We start from the raw sequence: 17,537 nt of genomic DNA, 5'->3' as shown, positions 1-17,537 counted from the left end.
TCAGGTCCTGCCGCGGTTCTTGGCACTGTCCGAATAGGCGGCGATACTGGGCGCCGGGGCATCCAGTCGCACCCACAGCGAAACGGCGAGGGCTCCTGCCAGCAGCAGCACGGCCACCACACGCCCGGGCACCAAGGACAATGCAGGTCGCAGCGGTATCAGCACGCAAACGCCGGCCATCAGCGGCAGCACGGCCACCATCGGCATGGTGGGGCCAACCGCCTGCATGAGCGCATAGCCGAGCATGAGCGCATAACCCGTCACCACGCCGGCCACGACCACCGCGACCGCCCGCGCCAGACCGTCGTGCCCCGAGGCGCGCACCAGCGCCGCAACGCCGCCCAGCAGCAGCGGCACGGTCAGGACATAGGCCGCCGCCGGCGCAAAGGCCTGAAACACAGCGCCGCCCAGCAATACAGGCAGCACCAGCCCTGCCTCCCCCGCCTCGCCGTCCGGCTTTCGCCCCACCAGCAGAATTGCAACGGCCACGCTCGCACACAGCGCCATGCCTTGAAGCCTGGGGATCGCGGCGAGACGGTCGTAATAGTTCACCGGACCATCGGCGCCCGACAGCAAGTTGAGCAGATAGAGCAAGCCCGCCGTCACCGCGACCAGAGCAAGCATGCGGACCATTCCGCCGACCAGCGCCCGGCCATCGAACCGCCGCAGCGAAAGGATACCGTATCCGGCAAATCCCACGGCCAGCATCACCCAGCCCCACCATGCGGCATAGTGCACCGCAAACAGCCCGAACACGTCGAAGAACACGATATCCGGCGACCGCCCCGGCAGTTCGGGCGCCTCCACCATGGCCCGCGCCAGCCCCAGCGTCTGCTCGCCCATCTGCTGGAGCGCCCCCTGATCGAGATTGGCCGGCGTCGCCAGCGGGGAGTGGTAGAGCCCGGGCCTACCGATGAAGGCAAAGTTCCACGCCGCATAGCCGTGCGGCAGCGCGACGGTGAGGTCCGCGTCGTTGGGCAGGACGCTATAGATGAACGTCGCCAGCGAGGTGCCCGCCGGATGCGGCGCGGTGGCTGCCCAGAGCCGCGCCGCGTCGCCGTTCATCGCGGAAGTCTGGAACAGGTTCGCCTTGCCGCCGCCTCCACGGGTTTCAAGATTGATCAGCGCGCCGATCCGGCTTGCCTCGGGCGCTTGCCCAAAGAACAATTCTGCTCCGTTGAGCCCCGCTTCCTCGCCGTCCGTCAGGATGACGATCACGTCACGGCGACGATCGCGCTGGCCGGACAGCGCACGCATCGTCTCGAGGATCGAAGCCACGCCCGCGCCGTCGTCGGCAGCGGCAGGCGAGCCCCAGACGCTGTCGTAATGCGCCATCAGCGCCACGGCGGGCAAAGTGCGATCCCGCCCCGGCAGCACCGCAACGATGTTGACCAACGGGATCTGCGCGCGGTTCTCCCCGCCGCGATGGTTCAGCTTTTCCCGCGCATCGTCCGGGAACAGTGCTTCCTGCGTATGCACGACCAGGCCGAGGGCACCGAGCCGATCCATCAGATATCCACGCAAGGCCGCATGCTCGGCCGAACCGCTCGGATGCGGAGCCCGCGCGATCCGCGCGACCTCGATCATGGCGCGGCCTGCCGAGAAGTCTTCCCCGGCCGTATCGGCTGCGAGCGGGCGCGGCGGCGTCGTGCCGAGGATGGCGAGGACCACCCCGATCAGCAGCGCAAGGACAAGCAATTTCGCCGATTTCACCGCTAACCCCTTCATCGCAAACGCGAAACAATCATGCCTGCCCGCCCGGGTGTCAATCGCATCCGACCAAGTTTGGAATTCTGCGCCATTCACGGTCACGAGCAGCGGATTCCTGCGCGTTCAGACCGTAATTGCGCCTGATCCTTGCACATCCGGGAAATGCGCAGGCGGAATGTCAACAAAGGTGGCAATGCGACGAAGTCGCGACTAAGGGGAGGCGCAAACGAATCCCCGCATCAGGACAGGCAGCCCGATCCCATGCGCATTGCGATTGCTTCAGACCACGCCGCCGTCGACCTCAAGACGGTTCTGCGTGAATACCTCATCGAACTCGGCCACGAAGTCGCCGATCTCGGCCCCGAGACCGCCGATCGTGTCGATTATCCCGACTACGGTTACAAACTTGCCTCGGTCGTCGCCGACGGCACTGCGCAGTTCGGCGTCGCCCTCTGCGGCTCAGGCATCGGCATCTCGATTGCCGTGAACCGTGATCCGGCCTGCCGCTGCGCGCTCGTATCCGAGCCGCTCTCGGCCGCACTCGCGCGTGAGCACAACAACGCCAACGTCATCGCCATGGGTGCCCGCCTGACTGGCGAGGACATGGCCAAGGCTTGCCTCGATGCCTTCCTTTCGACCGAGTTCGGTGGCGGACGCCACGCAGGCCGCGTCGAAAAGCTTTCCAACCCCGTCTTCTGAAACGGAGAAGCCCGAACATGACTGTAGAAACCGCCATCCGTTCCGCCGGCTTCTTCTCTGACGGCGTTGCCCAGAGCGACCCCGCTGTTGCCAAGGCCATCGGCCACGAACTCAAGCGCGAGCGCAAGCAGATCGAACTGATCGCCTCGGAGAACATCGTCTCCAAGGCCGTGCTCGAAGCCCAGGGTTCGGTGCTGACCAACAAGTACGCCGAAGGCTATCCCGGCAAGCGCTACTACCAGGGCTGCGAGCCCTCGGACGAAGTCGAGACGCTCGCCATCGAACGCGCCAAGCAGCTGTTCGACTGCCAGTTCGCCAACGTGCAGCCCCACTCGGGCGCGCAGGCCAACGGCGCCGTGCTCCTCGCCACCGTCAAGCCCGGCGACACCATCATGGGCATGAGCCTCGATGCCGGCGGCCACCTCACCCACGGCGCCCGCGCGGCGCTTTCGGGCAAGTGGTTCAAGGCCGTGCAGTACGGCGTGACCAAGGACACCCACCTGATCGACTACGATGAGGTCCAGGCTCTCGCCACGGAACACCAGCCCAAGCTGATCATCGCCGGTGGCTCCGCCTATCCGCGTGTGATCGACTTCAAGCGCATGCGCGAAATCGCCGACAGCGTGGGCGCGCTGTTCCAGGTCGACATGGCCCACTTCGCCGGCCTGGTAGCCGCGGGCCTGCACCCCTCGCCCTTCCCGCACGCGCACATCGCCACCACCACCACGCACAAGACGCTGCGCGGCCCGCGCGGCGGCATGATCCTCACCAATGACGAGGCTCTCGCCAAGAAGATCAATTCGGCGGTATTCCCCGGTCTCCAGGGCGGTCCGCTGATGCACGTCGTCGCCGCCAAGGCCGTCGCCTTCGGTGAAGCGCTTCGCCCCGAGTTCAAGGACTACGCCGCGCGCGTGATCGAGAACGCCAAGGTCCTTGCCGACACCCTCAAGGAACGCGGCGCCGCGATCGTTTCGGGTGGCACCGACACCCACCTCGCCCTGATCGACCTCTCGCCGCTCGGCGTGACCGGCAAGGATGCGGACGAGGCGCTGGAACGTGCGGGCATCACCTGCAACAAGAACGGCATCCCCTTCGATCCGCTGCCGCCGATGAAGACCAGCGGCATCCGCGTGGGTTCGCCCGCCGGTACCACCCGCGGCTTCGGTCCGGAAGAGTTCCGTGAAATCGGCAACATGGTCGCCGACGTGCTCGACGGCCTTGCCAAGTGCGGCGAAGCGGGCGACGCTCAGGTGGAGCAGAACGTGCGTGCACGCGTCGAAGCGCTGTGCGACCGTTTCCCGATCTACGAGAACTGATCCAGGAGCCTGAACGCCATGACCGACCCTGACCGCCCCGACGACACCGGTGACTTCATTTCCGACGCCCGCCACGAGCTGGCCGGAATGCTGCAGGATGGCCTGGACCATCCATCGACCAAACCGGTGTTGATCTGGGGCGCGGCAGGGGCGGTCGCGGCGGCCGTGCTTCCGTTCGTGTCGATCCCGCTCGGCCTTGCGGTCGGCGCGGGATACCAGTTCTACAAGCGCGTGCGCCCCTGAAAGCCTGCTCTGTCTTGCCTGATTATTCGAAAGTAACCGACTGAATGCGCTGTCCTTTTTGCGCCCATGACGATTCCCAGGTCAAGGACAGCCGCCCGACCGAGGACAACACGGCGATCCGCCGTCGCCGCCAGTGTTCCAGCTGCGGCGCGCGTTTCACCACGTTCGAGCGTGTCCAGCTTCGCGACATCACTGTCGTAAAAAGTGACGATGCGCGCGAGCCGTTCGACCGCGCCAAGATCGAACAGTCGGTCACGCTCGCCTGCCGCAAGCGCGGGATCGAGCGCGAGAAGATCGATCAGCTCGTCTCCGGCGTACAGCGCCAGGTCGAGACGCTGGGCGAATCCGAAGTTCCCTCCCGCGAAATCGGCGAGATGGTGATGGAAGGGCTGCGTCAGCTCGATTCGGTCGCCTATATCCGTTTCGCCTCGGTCTACCGCGCCTTCAACGAAGCGCGCGATTTCGAAGCTTTTGCAGGCACCGTGCGCGATGTCGCCGGGCAAGGTGCGACCAAGGGCGTAACAAAGGGCGCCGAATGATGGCTGACGCAAGCAAGCCGGTCATCGTACTGGTCCGCCCGCAACTGGGCGAGAATATCGGCAAGGCCGCCCGCGCCATGCTCAACTTCGGCCTTGCCGAAATGCGCCTTGTCGCCCCCCGTGACGGCTGGCCCAATCCCTCGGCCGGCCCGGCCGCCGCCGGGGCAGACGTGGTACTGGAACACGCGCAGGTCTTCGACACGCTGGCGGAAGCCGTGGCCGACTGCGCCAATGTCTATGCCACCACCGTACGCAAACGCGGCGTTACCAAGCCGGTCGTCACGCCCGAGCAGGCCGCCCGCGAAGTGCACGAGACCGCCCGCACTACCGGTGCCCGCTCGGCTTACGTGTTCGGGCCCGAGCGTTCGGGCCTGGAAACCGAGGACGTCGCCCTCGCCCGCGCGATCCTGACGGTGCCGATCAACCCCGAATTTGCCTCGCTCAATCTCGCGCAGGCCGTCATTCTCTGCGCCTATGAATGGTCGAAAGGCGCGGCGGCGTCCGGCGAACTGGCACAGCCCACGCAGGAGGAACTGCTTCCCCCTGCCCCCCAGGACGAATTGGAAGGCCTCATCGGCCATTTCGAGCAACTGCTCGAACCCAAGAACTATTTCTGGCCGGAAACGCGCGCGGCAGCCAACCGGCTGACCTTGCGCAATCTTCTCACGAAGCCGGCCTGGAATCACCTCGAAGTGCGCACCCTTCGCGGTGTGCTCTCTGCCCTCGGAAACGAGCGTCGCCCGCGGAGTTGAGCCGGTTTCCGGCTTATCCGCTTGACTTTCACCCCCGAGCCCGTATGGGGCACCCCTTCACATGGCGCCTGTCTTCTTGACAGGTCCGTCCATTCGGCCCCGCACCCCGGTGAAGCGGCGGCCGCATTCCGCGAAATAGGCGGAATGGTGCGCCCCGGGAAAACATGGACCGCATCCACAGTGGATGCGGCAGCAGAAAAGGAGACGACTTATGTCGAAGCGTAAAAGCGCCAAGTACAAACTCGACCGCCGCATGGGCGAAAACATCTGGGGTCGCCCCAAGAGCGCGGTTAACCGCCGCAGCTACGGCCCGGGCCAGCACGGCCAGCGCCGGAAGGGCAAGATCTCGGACTACGGTCTGCAGCTGCGCGCCAAGCAGAAGCTCAAGGGCTACTACGGCGACGTGACCGAGAAGCAGTTCAAGGCTACCTACCAGGAAGCCTCGCGCATGAAGGGCGACACCGGCCAGAACCTGATCGGCCTGCTCGAACAGCGCCTGGACATGGTCGTGTACCGCTCGAAGTTCGCTCCGACCATCTTCGCGGCCCGTCAGATCGTTTCGCACGGCCACATCCGCGTCAACGGCGTGAAGTGCAACATCGCTTCGCGTCGCGTGAAGGTCGGCGACGTCATCAGCCTGGGCAACAAGGCCAAGGAAATGGCGCTGATCATCGAAGCCCAGAACCTGCCCGAGCGTGAAGTCCCCGACTACGTCGCTCAGGACGGCACCGACAAGGTGACCTTCGTCCGCGTCCCGACGCTCGACGAAGTGCCCTACCCGGTGAAGATGGAACCGAACCTGGTCGTCGAGTTCTACTCGCGCTAAGTTTCGGGTCTCCGGACCAGAAATAGGAAGGGCGGCTCCCCACGGAGCCGCCCGTTTCTTTTGCACGACGAATGGCACGAAAATACGGCGAATCGAGGGACTTGTCAGGGAACCGACATCGTTTGACGGCATTGGACCTGCATCATGAATCGCTTTCGCTTCATCACTCCGCACCGCACCGGCAAATGGTATGCCACCCTCGAACTGGCCCAGCGTTTTGCCAGCCAGATCGGCGCCGGTTTCCTCGATCTGCGCAGCGGCCGCTTCGTCGCCTATCCCGGAACGCGGCTCGAAGTCTCGGCCTGACTGCCCTAGCCAGCCCCTTCAAGACGAGCGGGAGAGGCGCTCCGGGGCAACCCGGAACAGCTCAGCCACCCCCTATAAACGGAAATAGGAACGCCGGAAGTCGGCCGCGAAAGCCGCGAACCGCGCTTCTGCGATGGCGTCGCGCATTCCCTGCATGAGTTGCTGATAGAAGGAGATGTTGTGCTCGGTCATCAGCATCGAGCCCAGGATCTCGCCCGAGCGCACGAGGTGGTGCAGGTAGGCACGGCTATACGTCGCGCACGTCGGGCACTTGCAGCGCTCGTCAAGCGGACCATTGTCCTCGGCATGGCGGGCGTTGCGCAAATTGAGCGGACCGTTCCAGGTAAAAGCCTGTCCGTTACGCCCTGAACGGCTGGGCAGGACGCAATCGAACATGTCGACGCCGCGCTCCACCGCGCCCACGAGATCGTCGGGCTTGCCGACGCCCATGAGATAGCGCGGACGATCGGCCGGAAGCTGCAGCGGCGCGAACTCCAGCGTCGCGAACATCGCCTCCTGCCCCTCGCCCACAGCCAGGCCGCCGATCGCGTAGCCGTCGAAACCGATGTCGATCAGTGCATCCGCCGAAGTCTTGCGCAGACCTTCGTCGAGCGCGCCCTGCTGGATGCCGAACAACGCCGAATTGGCCGCATGCTCACCGCCGCTGTCGAAGCCGTCGCGGCTGCGCCTTGCCCAGCGCATCGACATTTCCATCGAACGCGCGATGACATCGCGCGGCTGGTCGATCTTGGGACATTCGTCAAAGCACATGACGATGTCGGAACCCAGCAGCCGCTGGATTTCCATCGACCGTTCGGGCGTAAGCAGATGGCGCGATCCGTCGAGATGGCTGGCGAAGGTCACGCCGTTCTCGGTGATCTTGCGCAGGTCCGACAGGCTCATCACCTGATACCCGCCACTATCGGTCAGGATCGGGCGATCCCAGTTCATGAACTTGTGCAGCCCGCCCAGCCGCGCCACGCGTTCGGCGCCGGGGCGCAGCATGAGATGATAGGTATTGCCCAGGATGATGTCGGCGCCGGTGGCGCGCACATCCTGCGGCTTCATGGCCTTGACCGTGGCGGCGGTTCCCACCGGCATGAAGGCCGGGGTGCGGATCTCGCCGCGACGCATCTTGATGACGCCGGTGCGGGCCTTGCCGTCGGTGGCGTGGATGGAGAATTCGAAACGGGGGTTCATAGCCCGCCCGTTATCGAATTCAGAAGCCGTAGACCAGCGAGAAGCGCGAAATCGTATCGGTCCTCAGCGTCCCGGCGGGCGGAGAGGTCTCATGCTCGAACGAATAGGAGAGCTTGGCCTTCAACTTCTTGGACACGCCCGCCTCGATGCCGGTGTTGGTCGTGAAAGTGCTGTTGCCGGTTTCGATGTACGACGAGGCCGTCTGGGTGAACTTCACCGCATCGTCGACATTCCAGCTGAAATCGAGCGAAGTCAGGGTCGACCAGGTTGTCTCGACCGGGTCCGTGACATAGCGCGTACGGCGCAAGGCCGGACCGATTTCCAGGGATAGGGCCAGATCCTTTCGCTTGATCACGCGGTAGCCGAGACCGCCCGAAAGCGAATAACGGTCATCGTAGCCCTGGATCGCATTACGCTCCCACTGGGTACGCCCATACGTGAACAGGCCGTCACGCAAGGTGTAGCGCGCCTGATAGCCGGCCAGGTACTGCTCGCGCGTGACCGTGCCCTTGTCCTTCTGGTAATCGGCCGTGAGCTGGATCGTGTGCTGCCAGTCGATCCCCTTGCGATCGAGATTGATAGCCCCGCTGAAGCCGAAATTGTTGGTATTGCCGGTTGCCCGGAACGCGCCGGCCTCGACCTTCCCGGTCCACAACTGGAAGATGTCGGACTGGCGGATGCGCTGGGTTTCCGCATTGGCCTTGGCAGCGGCAAGGCGGGCAGCCTCGTCGTTGAAGGCCTTCTGCATCGCACGGATCTCATCCTTGTCGTAGGGCTTGGTATCCAGCGCGACCTTCACCACCGCGGCAACCGTTGCCGAATCACCGGTACGGATCGCCGCTTCGAGCATGGCACGCACGTTTTCCGGCAGCCGCGGCGGTCCCGCAGCCACGAACGGCATCGGCCAGGGATACGTCGGCAGCGCCACCGCCACCACCGGCACGATGAACGGTACCGGCTGCGGCGCCGGGGGGAGGTGGACAAGGGTCTGCGCCTGCGCCGGCACGGCGGCGAGCACAAGCGGAAGACCCATCAAACGCATCGACATGACAGACAGTTATCCGCTCAGGCGCGCAGGCGCCACCCCGTCCGGAAGATCCAGGCGATGAAACCCACGCAGAGCGCGAGGAATGCCAGCGTCATTACCAGCGAGATGCCGATGGGGAAGTCCGACCTGCCATAGAAGCACCAGCGCAGACCGTTGACGAGGTAGACCACCGGATTGACCATCGCCACCGAACGCCATGGCTCGGGCAGCATCTGGATCGAGTAGAACGTGCCGCCCAGGAACGTCAGCGGCACCACGAACAGCACCGGCACGATGCCAAGCTTCTCGAAACTGTCGGCCCAGATGCCGAGGATGAAACCGAACAGTGAGAACGTCGCCGAAACCAGCAGGATGAAGCCCAGCGCGTAGAACGGGTGGACGATCGTGTAGTCGACAAAGAACGTCGCGGTGCCCAGGATGATCGCCGCAAGGATGAGGGACTTGGTCGCCGCGGCACCGACGAAGCCGATCAGCGTCTCGGCCACGCCGACGGGGGCGGACAGCAGTTCGTAGATCGCGCCGGTGAAACGCGGCATGTAGATGCCGAAGCTGCCGTTCGAGACGCTTTCGCCCAAAATCGTCAACAGCAGCAGGCCCGGCACGATGAAGGCGCCGTAATTGACGCCGGTCACCCCCGAATCCATCCGCCCGCCGATCGCGGCGCCGAACACGACAAAATAGAGTACCGTCGTCAGCACCGGCCCGAGGATCGATTGCATCGCGGTGCGCATGGCCCGCATGACCTCGCGCTTGTAGATGGTCCAGGTGCTGCGCGCGTTGAAGGCGATCATGCCGCCGCTCCTTCCAGAAGGTCGACAAAGATGTCCTCGAGGCTCGATTCGCGGATGTCGATCGAGACATAGTCGATGCCCGCACCGGCCAGCCGCTTGGTGACTTCCGCCACTTCCGCCTTGCCCCGCCCGGAGCCGTCCCCCCCGCGGTAGACCAGTTCCAGCCCGTCTTCGGAAAGGCTGACGTTCAGGCCGGAGAGCACCTCGGGAACGGCGGCCAGCGGCGCGCCAAGGGCGAAATGGGCTTCGGTACGCCCCAGTCGCTTCATCAGCGCGCGGGTTTCCTCGACCATGCGAATGCGCCCCCCCTGGATGATGCCCACCCGGTCGGCCATTTCCTCGGCTTCCTCGATGTAGTGGGTGGTCAGGATGATCGTCGTGCCGCGATCGCGCAGCAGCGAGATCTGCGCCCACATGTCGCGGCGCAGTTCGACGTCGACGCCCGCCGTGGGTTCATCGAGGAACAGCAGTTCGGGCTCGTGCGCCAGCGCCTTGGCGATCAGCACGCGGCGCTTCATGCCGCCGGACAGCGCGCGAATCTGGTCGTTGCGCTTGTCCCACAGGCTCAGCGCCTTGAGGATTTCCTCGACCCGCGCCGCGTCGGGCGCAAGGCCGAACAGCCCGCGCGAGTAGTTGACCGAATGGATCACCGTCTCGAACATATCGGTCGCCAGTTCCTGCGGAACCAGTCCGATCCGGGCACGCAGGCGCCGCCAGTGGCGCCCCATGTCCTCACCGAAAGCGGTCATGCTGCCACCGGTCGGCCGGACCAGGCCGCAGACCGCACCGATCAGCGTCGTCTTGCCGGCGCCATTGGGCCCCAGCAGCGCAAAGATCTCGCCCCGGTTGATCGAAAGATCCACGCCGTGAAGCGCCGTGAACCCGCTGTCATAGGTCTTGGTCAGACCCTTGATTTCAAGAATGGCATCCATGGCCGGCGTGATGCGCGAAAGCGATGACGGTTCCAAGACCGAAATATCGGGCCGACCGGGGAAATTTCCACCAGCCGGCCGAAGCGGGAGATTACTGTTCCAGGCCCTTGAAGTCGTCCTGACGAATATACCCCACGTAACCGCCGAACATCTTCGCGGCAGTCTCCGGGTTGCCCATGAGTTCCTGCATCGCCATCCGGCCCAGCGTTTCCCCCGCCGTGCGGAACCCGGCGCTGCTGTGCGCGCGATAGAGCGGGCGGGCCTGTTCGGCACAGTCCACCGTGATAAGGCGGGTGAAAATCGTCGCTACCTGGCGGTCCAGCTTGTCCTTCACGGCCGGGTCGATCTTGGCGACGTCGGCCACCTGCGGCGCACTGCCCATCGCGGTCAGGAACCACCGTGCAAACGTCACCCGGTCCTCCCCGGTCGACTTCATCGCGAAGCACTCACCAAGCTTGCCGGCAAGATCGCGTTCGACGTCCGGCGCCAACGGCGCCGTTGCGGCAGGCGAAGTCGGCGTCTGGGCCGCAGCCGCGCCCACCGGCAGCAGCGCCGCGAGTGCGACAGCCGCCGCCGCCGCCGGCCACTTCGAAATGATCATGATAGTTCCCCCTATTCCCGAATCAGCAGGCTGGAATCGCCATAGCTATAGAAACGATAACCCGTTGAAATAGCGTGTCGATAGACCGCCTGCATACGTTCCAGCCCCATCAGCGCGGAGACCAGCATGAACAGGGTGGACTTGGGAAGGTGGAAATTGGTCATCAGTCCGTCGATCGCCTTGAAGCGATAGCCCGGCGTGATGAAGATCGCGGTATCGCCTTCGAACGGACGGATCACGTTGTCGTCGCCGGTCGCGCTTTCCAGCAGGCGCAGGCTGGTGGTGCCCACCGCGATAACGCGATTTCCCGCCGCACGCGCGGCATTGAGGCGATCGGCGGTCGCCGCGTCGATGCTGCCCCATTCGGCATGCATCCGGTGGTCCTGCGTATCGTCGGCCTTGACCGGCAGGAAAGTGCCCGCGCCGACATGCAGCGTCAGCGTCTCCCGCTTCACGCCTGCGGCCTCCAGGCGCGCCATCAGTTCCGGGGTGAAGTGCAGCGAGGCGGTCGGCGCGGCAACCGCACCATCCTTCTCGGCGAACATCGTCTGGTAGTCGCTGCGATCTGCCTCGTCGGTTTCGCGCTTGCCGGCGATATACGGGGGAAGCGGCATGCGTCCTGCCCGCTCCAGCAGGACTTCGACCGGCTCCTCGCCTTCGAAGAACAGCACCCAGCTACCGTCGTCCAGGCGCTGCTCGGCCAGCGCGGTGACACCGGCAGGAAATTCGATGCGGTCACTGGGCCGCAGCCGCTTGGCATTGCGCACGAAAGCCTGCCAGCGGCGCAGATCGATGCGCTTGTGCAGCGTCGCACCGATCTTCGCCTCGCCGCGTCGCCCTTCGAGCTGGGCGGGGATGACACGCGTGTCGTTGAACACCAGCACATCGCCGGGCCGCAGGATGCCAGGCAAATCGTGGACGTGGCGATCGACGAGCGATCCGCTCTCGGCCCCTTCCACCAGCAGCATGCGCGCGGAATCGCGCGGCCGGGCCGGCCTCAGGGCAATGTTCTCGGGCGGAAGGTCGAAGTCGAAAAGGTCAACGCGCATGGCGCGCGTCTAGGCGCGCGCCATCGCTTCGTCATCCCCTTTCGGAGAAATTCAGTTCGACTTCGAATTGCTCAACTGGTCGGCCGTGATCTTGGCGGGCGCTGCAACCGGCGCGGGAGCGGCCACCGGCGGCGCCTTGTTTTCCGACGCCAGCGAAGCCTGCACGATCTTGGTGGGATTCGCCGGCGGCTCGCCGCGCTGGATCGCATCGACGTACTGCATGCCCGAAATCACACGGCCAAAGATCGTATACTTATGATCGAGCGAGAAGCGCGGGTAGAACACGATGAAGAACTGGCTGTTCGCGCTGTTCGGCTCGTTGGTACGCGCCATCGAGACCATGCCGCGCAAGTGCGGCAGCGAGTTGAACTCGGCCTCGAGGTCGGGAAGCTGCGAACCGCCCTGCCCGGTCCCGGTCGGATCGCCGGTCTGCGCCATGAAACCATCGATCACGCGGTGGAAGATCTGGCCGTTGTAGAAGCCCTGCGAGGCGAGCGTCTTGATACGCTCGACATGGTGCGGCGCCCATTGCGGCATCAGGCGAATGGCCACGCGGCCACCGTCCGACAGGTCGAGCAGCAGAACGTTTTCGGGCTCGTGCGAGATATCGGCATCGACCACCGGCGAAAGCGGCGGCGCCACCGGAGCGGCGGCGGCATCGGGGGTCGGCGCTTCCTTCTTCTTGGCCATTGCCGGCGTTGCCGCCAGCGCGAGGCCGATCATCGTCGTGGTAAGGGTCAGGCGAAACGTCATCGATTACTCACTGAAGGAAGCCGTTCAGGCTCGCGGCGATAGAGCGCGCGGCCTGACGTGACAATGAATGAATTTGTCGCAAGCGCTCTCAGTAGTCGCCCTGGAGGCCCTTGGCAGCAATACGGTCCACCACATCCGCCCGCACCGCAGGACTGACGAACCGTGAGATGTCGCCGCCAAACGTGGCGATTTCCTTGACCAGCTTGGAGGCGATCGGCTGAAGGCTGACATCGGCCATCAGGAAAACTGTCTCGATGTTCGGGTTGAGCTGCTGGTTCATGCCCGCCATCTGGTATTCATACTCGAAGTCCGCGACCGCCCGCAGGCCGCGCACGATCACGCTCGCCCCCTGCTTCTGCGCGAACTTCATCAGCAGCGCGTTGAAGCCGACAACAGTGACGTTCTCGATACCCAGCGACGCCACTTCGCGTTCAACCATCGCCATGCGCTCTTCCGGCGTGAACAGCGGGTTCTTGGAGGGATTGGTGGTCACCCCGATGATCAGCCGATCGACCAGCTTGGCGCCGCGCCGGATGATGTCGGCGTGCCCCAGCGTGATCGGATCGAAAGTGCCGGGATAGACCCCGATGCGTTCAGTCATGGCCGATTATTCCCCAATTCCCTTGAACCCGCCGCCGCAGCGGCGCACGCAATTTCAGCGATCCGCCAAACGCCTGCGAGATTTCCGCAGGCTTGCGGCCTCAATGCTTCCGCTCGACGATATAACGCGCCACCGCGCGCAGGAGATCGGCTTCCTTGCCGTGCTGGGCGAGATGGCCGATGGCCTGCTCGACCAGCATCCGCGCCTGCTCGCGCGCCCGTTCGGCGCCCAGCAGCGACACGAAGGTCTGCTTGCCTGCCGCCGCATCCTTGCCGACCGCCTTGCCGGCCAGCACCACATCACCTTCGTGGTCGATGAGATCGTCCGCGATCTGGAACGCCAGCCCGATATCACGCGCATAACCGCGCAAATGCGTGCGCCCTTCCGGCGGGATACGCCCGAGAATCGCCCCCATCTCCACCGCGGCACCCAGCAGCGCGCCGGTCTTGAGCTGCTGCAGGCGGGTAATCGTCTGAAGGTCGAACTCGCTGTTCTCGGCCACGATGTCCATCATCTGGCCACCTGCCATGCCCAATGCGCCGCTGGCGTGGGCAAGCGCCTGCACCAGTTCGATCCGGGTGAAGGGGTCTGCGCTGACGGCGGGATCGCCAAGAACCTCGAACGCAAAAGCCAGCAGCGAATCGCCCGCCAGCACCGCCGTCGCCTCGTCATAGGCGAGATGCACGGTCGGCTTGCCGTGACGCAGGGCATCGTCATCCATGCAAGGCAGATCGTCGTGGATCAACGAATAGACGTGGATCGATTCGATGGCGATGGCCGCCCGGATCGCCGCCTCGCGCACGACACCGAACATCTCGGCAACCGCCGTCAGCAGCAGCGGACGCAGCCGCTTGCCGCCGCCGATGGCCGCATAGCGCATGGCTTCCACCAGGCGCGCGCGCTGATCGTCAGGCACCGGCAGCAGCGCATCGAATGCACCGTCGATCTCCTCAGAGATCCTTGCAAGCCCCTCCGCCAGCAGCGGGTCGCTGATTACGACCTCGCCCATCCCCTCAGCGCTCCGCGTCGAAAGGCTGCGTGCCGGCAACCGCACCGTCCGGACCGGCGACGATGCGCTCGATCCGCGCCTGCGCCGCGTCCAGGCGTTTCTGGCAATGCTGTCGCAGCTTCTCGCCCTTTTCGTAGAGCGTGATCGAATCCTCGAGCGGGACATCGCCGCTTTCCAGTCGCCTCACGATGCCCTCAAGGTCCCGCAGGGCGTCCTCGAAGCTGAGGCTTTCGATGGTTTCAGTCTCGTCTACCATGGCGAAGCAATGGCCTTAGCGCACGGGCCGGTCAAGGGGAGCCGGCCGCTATTTCCCGGATTGCGCCGCCGGTCCGCCGGGCGGACCACGGTCCGGCCGCAAGTCGCGAAAATCCCGCCGTCATTTCTCGTAGATGTAGTCCTGGAATGTCGCCATCGTGTCGGTCCAGAACTCCAGCGTGTCGAGAAACAGCGCCTTGCTCATGCCGCCCTCGTCGAGATCGAGGTCGTACTGGATCACGCAGTCGCCATCGCCGTCCACTTGAGGGGTCACGAAGCGATATTTCTGGGAAAAGGTGTTCATCGCGTCGAGGCTGCAATGCGTCGCCTCGGTCCAGCCCGCATAGAACTGGATGCTGGAACAATCGGCGCCGTCGGTGCAGCCATAGAACGTGATCGTGAACTTCGAGCCCGACGACGCGCTCTTGATCATCGGGTCGCCAACCGAATCCTTGGTCAGTTCCGCACGGTAGCCCGCGTCCTGCAAGGCCGAGACAAGGCTGGCGGGTGATTTGGCCGTCACCATCTGGGCCTCAGCCACACCGCTCGTCATGGTGCCCAGGGCGAGCAGCAGCCCGGCGATAATCTTACGCATAAATACCCCGTTTCAATCGGAAAGTCGCTCAGCGGCATCTGGCACATCACCCCCGGCATCGAAAGTGAAAGTTCATGTCAGGGTCCATGCCGTCTAGCGCTCCGCGACGGACATGGCTAAGGCGCCTCGCATGAGCGAAATCACCCCTGACGTCGTCGAGGCGCACGGCCTCAATCCCGAAGAATACGAGCGCGTCCTGAACGCCCTTGGTCGAGAGCCGAACCTTGTCGAACTCGGCATCTTCTCGGTCATGTGGTCGGAGCACTGCTCGTACAAGTCGAGCCGCTTCCACCTGAAGAAGCTGCCGACCAAGGCACCCTGGGTCATCTGCGGCCCGGGCGAGAACGCGGGCGTGATCGACATCGGCGACGGCCAGGCTGCCATCTTCAAGATGGAAAGCCACAACCACCCCAGCTACATCGAGCCCTTCCAGGGCGCGGCCACCGGCGTCGGCGGCATCCTGCGCGACGTCTTCACCATGGGCGCGCGTCCGGTCGCCAACATGAACGCGCTGCGCTTCGGCCGCCCGGATCACCCGAAGATGAAGCATCTGGTGCAGGGCGTGGTCGAGGGCATCGGCTCCTACGGCAACTGCGTGGGCGTGCCGACCGTCGGCGGCGAGACCAACTTCCACAAGGCCTACGACGGCAACATCCTTGTCAACGCCATGACCGTGGGCGTCGCGGACACCGACAAGATCTTCTACTGCGCCGCCACCGGACTCGGTAACCCGATCGTCTACGTCGGCTCGAAGACCGGCCGCGACGGCATCCACGGCGCCACGATGGCTTCGGCCGACTTCGACGAGCATTCGGACGAGAAGCGCCCGACCGTGCAGGTAGGCGATCCCTTCACCGAAAAGCTGCTGATCGAGGCCTGCCTCGAACTCATGGCCACCGACGCCATCGTCGCCATCCAGGACATGGGCGCGGCCGGCCTCACCTCCTCGTCGGTCGAGATGGCCAGTAAGGGCGGTGCCGGCATTCGCCTCAACATGAACGCCGTGCCCTGCCGCGAAGAGGCGATGACGCCTTACGAGATGATGCTCTCGGAAAGCCAGGAGCGCATGCTCATGGTGCTTCAGCCCGGCAAGGAAGCCATGGCCGAGGCCATCTTCAAGAAGTGGGAACTCGACTTCGCGGTGATCGGCGAAGTGACCGACACCGGCCACATGGTGCTGGAATTCAACGGCGAAGTGGTCTGCGACATCCCCCTCGGCCCGCTTGCCGACGATGCGCCGGAATATGAGCGCCCTTACGTCTCGCCCGAGGAATACAAGGCCTGGGCCAAGGTTCCCGCCATCGCGGGCGCACCCGAAAGCGCCGACGTCGGCGCCGACCTGCTCAAGCTCATGGGCACGGTCGACCTTGCCTCGCGCAAGTGGATCTGGGAACAGTACGACAGCCAGGTCGGCGGAGACACGATGCAGAAGTCCGGCGGCGACGCAGCCGTGGTGCGCATCCACGATACGCAGAAGGCGCTGGCAATCAGCACCGACTGCTCGCCCCGCTACTGCTACGCCGATCCTTACGAAGGCGGCAAGCAGGCCGTGGCCGAGACCTATCGCAACATCAGCGCGGTCGGCGGCCTTCCGCTCGCCATCACCAACTGCCTGAACTTCGCGAACCCCCAGCGTCCCGAGATCATGGCACAGATCGTCGGCTGCCTGAACGGCATGGGCGATGCCTGCCGTGCGCTCGACTATCCGATCGTGTCGGGCAACGTCTCGCTCTACAACGAATCGAAGGCCACCGGCGGCGGCTCGGCGATCCTGCCGACCCCGGCGATCGGCGGCGTCGGCCTGCTGGGCGACCACGAGAAGATGGCGACCGTCGCTTTCAAGAACGCCGGCGACGAGGTCTTCGTGCTCGGCGGAAGCGGCACGCACCTCGGCCAGTCGATCTGGCTGCGCGAGATCGCCGGCCAGGAAGCAGGCGATGCCCCCAAGGTCGACCTCAAGGCCGAAGCCACCAACGGCGCTGCGGTCCGCGGCTGGATCGCCGAAGGAAAGGTCACCGCGGTGCATGACGTGAGCGACGGCGGCCTGCTCGTCGCGCTGGCCGAAATGGCACTCGCCAGCGGCCTTGGCGTCGAACTGGACGCGGCACTGACCACTGCCGAGGCATTCGGCGAGGACCAGTCACGCTATGTCGTCACTGCCCCTGCCGGCACCGCCCTGCCCGGCGCCGTGAAGATCGGCACGGTTGGCGGCACCCAGGTGGCCGGCAACGAGATTGCAGCGCTCAAGGAAGCCAACGAGGCCTTCTTCCGCGACTGGATGGAAGCCTGATCCACCGCGTCAGCGCGTATGG

20 protein-coding genes are annotated in these 17,537 nt (G+C 64.8%); 8 read left to right on the top strand and 12 right to left on the bottom strand.

The genetic code is table 11. The annotated features are described in order from the left end of the window. Positions 1-1,713 (bottom strand): M28 family peptidase, encoded by a 1,713-nt coding sequence (locus tag DM450_RS06465; protein ID WP_260610258.1) that lies wholly within the window; start codon positions 1,711-1,713, stop codon positions 1-3. Between the two features lie 258 nt (positions 1,714-1,971). Between DM450_RS06465 and rpiB the strand changes: the two genes are divergently transcribed. The 7 genes from rpiB to DM450_RS25740 all read left to right on the top strand — a co-directional run bounded on the left by rpiB (position 1,972) and on the right by DM450_RS25740 (position 6,391). After that, positions 1,972-2,409: a ribose 5-phosphate isomerase B gene (gene rpiB, locus DM450_RS06460; RefSeq protein WP_142633439.1), complete on the top strand. Its 438-nt coding sequence runs from the start codon at positions 1,972-1,974 to the stop codon at positions 2,407-2,409. A 17-nt stretch (positions 2,410-2,426) separates the two neighbouring features. Continuing rightward, positions 2,427-3,725, top strand: a complete 1,299-nt coding sequence (gene glyA, locus DM450_RS06455; RefSeq protein WP_142633437.1) for a serine hydroxymethyltransferase — start codon at positions 2,427-2,429, stop codon at positions 3,723-3,725. Positions 3,726-3,743: 18 nt separating this feature from the next. Continuing rightward, positions 3,744-3,968, top strand: a complete 225-nt coding sequence (locus DM450_RS06450; protein WP_142633435.1) for a hypothetical protein — start codon at positions 3,744-3,746, stop codon at positions 3,966-3,968. Positions 3,969-4,012: 44 nt separating this feature from the next. Further along, a complete protein-coding gene (nrdR, locus tag DM450_RS06445; protein WP_142633433.1) occupies positions 4,013-4,507 on the top strand; it encodes a transcriptional regulator NrdR in 495 nt (164 codons plus the stop codon). Further along, positions 4,507-5,259, top strand: a complete 753-nt coding sequence (locus DM450_RS06440; protein ID WP_142637586.1) for an RNA methyltransferase — start codon at positions 4,507-4,509, stop codon at positions 5,257-5,259. Before nrdR ends, DM450_RS06440 begins: the two co-directional genes overlap by 1 nt. Positions 5,260-5,470: 211 nt before the next feature. Continuing rightward, entirely contained in the window at positions 5,471-6,085 is a 615-nt protein-coding gene (gene rpsD, locus DM450_RS06435) for a 30S ribosomal protein S4 (protein WP_142633431.1), read from the top strand. Positions 6,086-6,229: 144 nt separating this feature from the next. Further along, entirely contained in the window at positions 6,230-6,391 is a 162-nt protein-coding gene (locus DM450_RS25740) for a hypothetical protein (protein WP_185928725.1), read from the top strand. 72 nt (positions 6,392-6,463) lie between these two features. On the opposite strand, the gene tgt is transcribed toward DM450_RS25740, so the two are convergent. The 11 genes from tgt to DM450_RS06380 form a co-directional block, all read right to left on the bottom strand. Further along, positions 6,464-7,591: a tRNA guanosine(34) transglycosylase Tgt gene (gene tgt / locus DM450_RS06430; protein ID WP_142633429.1), complete on the bottom strand. Its 1,128-nt coding sequence runs from the start codon at positions 7,589-7,591 to the stop codon at positions 6,464-6,466. 19 nt (positions 7,592-7,610) lie between these two features. Then, positions 7,611-8,624: a YdiY family protein gene (locus DM450_RS06425; protein WP_260610255.1), complete on the bottom strand. Its 1,014-nt coding sequence runs from the start codon at positions 8,622-8,624 to the stop codon at positions 7,611-7,613. A gap of 32 nt (positions 8,625-8,656) precedes the next feature. Continuing rightward, positions 8,657-9,430, bottom strand: coding sequence for an ABC transporter permease (locus tag DM450_RS06420; RefSeq protein WP_142633425.1), 774 nt, complete (start codon positions 9,428-9,430; stop codon positions 8,657-8,659). After that, the gene (locus tag DM450_RS06415) at positions 9,427-10,362 is read right to left on the bottom strand and encodes an ABC transporter ATP-binding protein (protein WP_142633422.1); all 936 of its coding nucleotides are present in this window, start codon (positions 10,360-10,362) and stop codon (positions 9,427-9,429) included. Before DM450_RS06415 ends, DM450_RS06420 begins: the two co-directional genes overlap by 4 nt. 91 nt (positions 10,363-10,453) lie before the next feature. Beyond that, positions 10,454-10,963, bottom strand: a complete 510-nt coding sequence (locus tag DM450_RS06410) for a hypothetical protein (RefSeq protein WP_142633420.1) — start codon at positions 10,961-10,963, stop codon at positions 10,454-10,456. An 11-nt stretch (positions 10,964-10,974) separates the two neighbouring features. Continuing rightward, complete coding sequence (gene queA / locus DM450_RS06405) at positions 10,975-12,012, bottom strand: tRNA preQ1(34) S-adenosylmethionine ribosyltransferase-isomerase QueA (protein WP_142633418.1); 1,038 nt, start codon at positions 12,010-12,012, stop codon at positions 10,975-10,977. Between the two features lie 51 nt (positions 12,013-12,063). Further along, the gene (locus DM450_RS06400) at positions 12,064-12,765 is read right to left on the bottom strand and encodes a peptidylprolyl isomerase (protein WP_142633416.1); all 702 of its coding nucleotides are present in this window, start codon (positions 12,763-12,765) and stop codon (positions 12,064-12,066) included. Positions 12,766-12,853: 88 nt separating this feature from the next. Next, positions 12,854-13,366, bottom strand: coding sequence for a pantetheine-phosphate adenylyltransferase (coaD, locus tag DM450_RS06395; protein ID WP_142633415.1), 513 nt, complete (start codon positions 13,364-13,366; stop codon positions 12,854-12,856). A 100-nt stretch (positions 13,367-13,466) separates the two neighbouring features. Next, a complete protein-coding gene (locus DM450_RS06390) occupies positions 13,467-14,375 on the bottom strand; it encodes a polyprenyl synthetase family protein (protein WP_142633414.1) in 909 nt (302 codons plus the stop codon). A 4-nt stretch (positions 14,376-14,379) separates the two neighbouring features. Continuing rightward, positions 14,380-14,631 (bottom strand): exodeoxyribonuclease VII small subunit, encoded by a 252-nt coding sequence (locus tag DM450_RS06385; RefSeq protein WP_142633413.1) that lies wholly within the window; start codon positions 14,629-14,631, stop codon positions 14,380-14,382. Positions 14,632-14,751: 120 nt separating this feature from the next. Next, on the bottom strand, positions 14,752-15,225 hold the full coding sequence (locus DM450_RS06380) for a YbjN domain-containing protein (RefSeq protein ID WP_142633412.1): 474 nt from the start codon (positions 15,223-15,225) through the stop codon (positions 14,752-14,754). A 130-nt stretch (positions 15,226-15,355) separates the two neighbouring features. On the opposite strand from DM450_RS06380, the gene purL reads away from it, so the two are divergent. Then, positions 15,356-17,515 (top strand): phosphoribosylformylglycinamidine synthase subunit PurL, encoded by a 2,160-nt coding sequence (gene purL / locus DM450_RS06375; RefSeq protein ID WP_142633411.1) that lies wholly within the window; start codon positions 15,356-15,358, stop codon positions 17,513-17,515. The last annotated feature ends 22 nt before the right edge of the window (positions 17,516-17,537 follow it).

Source organism: Sphingomonas sp. IC081 (assembly GCF_006874585.1).
GTDB lineage: Bacteria > Pseudomonadota > Alphaproteobacteria > Sphingomonadales > Sphingomonadaceae > Novosphingobium.
Note: the sequence above shows the minus strand (reverse complement) of the source record. Positions and strands in the feature narration are given on the sequence as shown.

Bases quoted from the DNA above. Each gene is read 5' to 3' on its own strand.
- DM450_RS06390 (WP_142633414.1), bottom strand. From the start codon at position 14,375: ATGGGCGAGGTCGTAATCAGCGACCCGCTGCTGGCGGAGGGGCTTGCA.
- DM450_RS06420 (WP_142633425.1), bottom strand. From the start codon at position 9,430: ATGATCGCCTTCAACGCGCGCAGCACCTGGACCATCTACAAGCGCGAG.
- nrdR (WP_142633433.1), top strand. From the start codon at position 4,013: ATGCGCTGTCCTTTTTGCGCCCATGACGATTCCCAGGTCAAGGACAGC.
- purL (WP_142633411.1), top strand. From the start codon at position 15,356: ATGAGCGAAATCACCCCTGACGTCGTCGAGGCGCACGGCCTCAATCCC.
- DM450_RS06385 (WP_142633413.1), bottom strand. From the start codon at position 14,631: ATGGTAGACGAGACTGAAACCATCGAAAGCCTCAGCTTCGAGGACGCC.
- glyA (WP_142633437.1), top strand. From the start codon at position 2,427: ATGACTGTAGAAACCGCCATCCGTTCCGCCGGCTTCTTCTCTGACGGC.
- queA (WP_142633418.1), bottom strand. From the start codon at position 12,012: ATGCGCGTTGACCTTTTCGACTTCGACCTTCCGCCCGAGAACATTGCC.
- DM450_RS06415 (WP_142633422.1), bottom strand. From the start codon at position 10,362: ATGGATGCCATTCTTGAAATCAAGGGTCTGACCAAGACCTATGACAGC.
- coaD (WP_142633415.1), bottom strand. From the start codon at position 13,366: ATGACTGAACGCATCGGGGTCTATCCCGGCACTTTCGATCCGATCACG.
- rpiB (WP_142633439.1), top strand. From the start codon at position 1,972: ATGCGCATTGCGATTGCTTCAGACCACGCCGCCGTCGACCTCAAGACG.
- DM450_RS06400 (WP_142633416.1), bottom strand. From the start codon at position 12,765: ATGACGTTTCGCCTGACCCTTACCACGACGATGATCGGCCTCGCGCTG.
- DM450_RS06450 (WP_142633435.1), top strand. From the start codon at position 3,744: ATGACCGACCCTGACCGCCCCGACGACACCGGTGACTTCATTTCCGAC.
- DM450_RS25740 (WP_185928725.1), top strand. From the start codon at position 6,230: ATGAATCGCTTTCGCTTCATCACTCCGCACCGCACCGGCAAATGGTAT.
- DM450_RS06440 (WP_142637586.1), top strand. From the start codon at position 4,507: ATGGCTGACGCAAGCAAGCCGGTCATCGTACTGGTCCGCCCGCAACTG.
- rpsD (WP_142633431.1), top strand. From the start codon at position 5,471: ATGTCGAAGCGTAAAAGCGCCAAGTACAAACTCGACCGCCGCATGGGC.
- DM450_RS06425 (WP_260610255.1), bottom strand. From the start codon at position 8,624: ATGGGTCTTCCGCTTGTGCTCGCCGCCGTGCCGGCGCAGGCGCAGACC.
- DM450_RS06410 (WP_142633420.1), bottom strand. From the start codon at position 10,963: ATGATCATTTCGAAGTGGCCGGCGGCGGCGGCGGCTGTCGCACTCGCG.
- DM450_RS06380 (WP_142633412.1), bottom strand. From the start codon at position 15,225: ATGCGTAAGATTATCGCCGGGCTGCTGCTCGCCCTGGGCACCATGACG.
- tgt (WP_142633429.1), bottom strand. From the start codon at position 7,591: ATGAACCCCCGTTTCGAATTCTCCATCCACGCCACCGACGGCAAGGCC.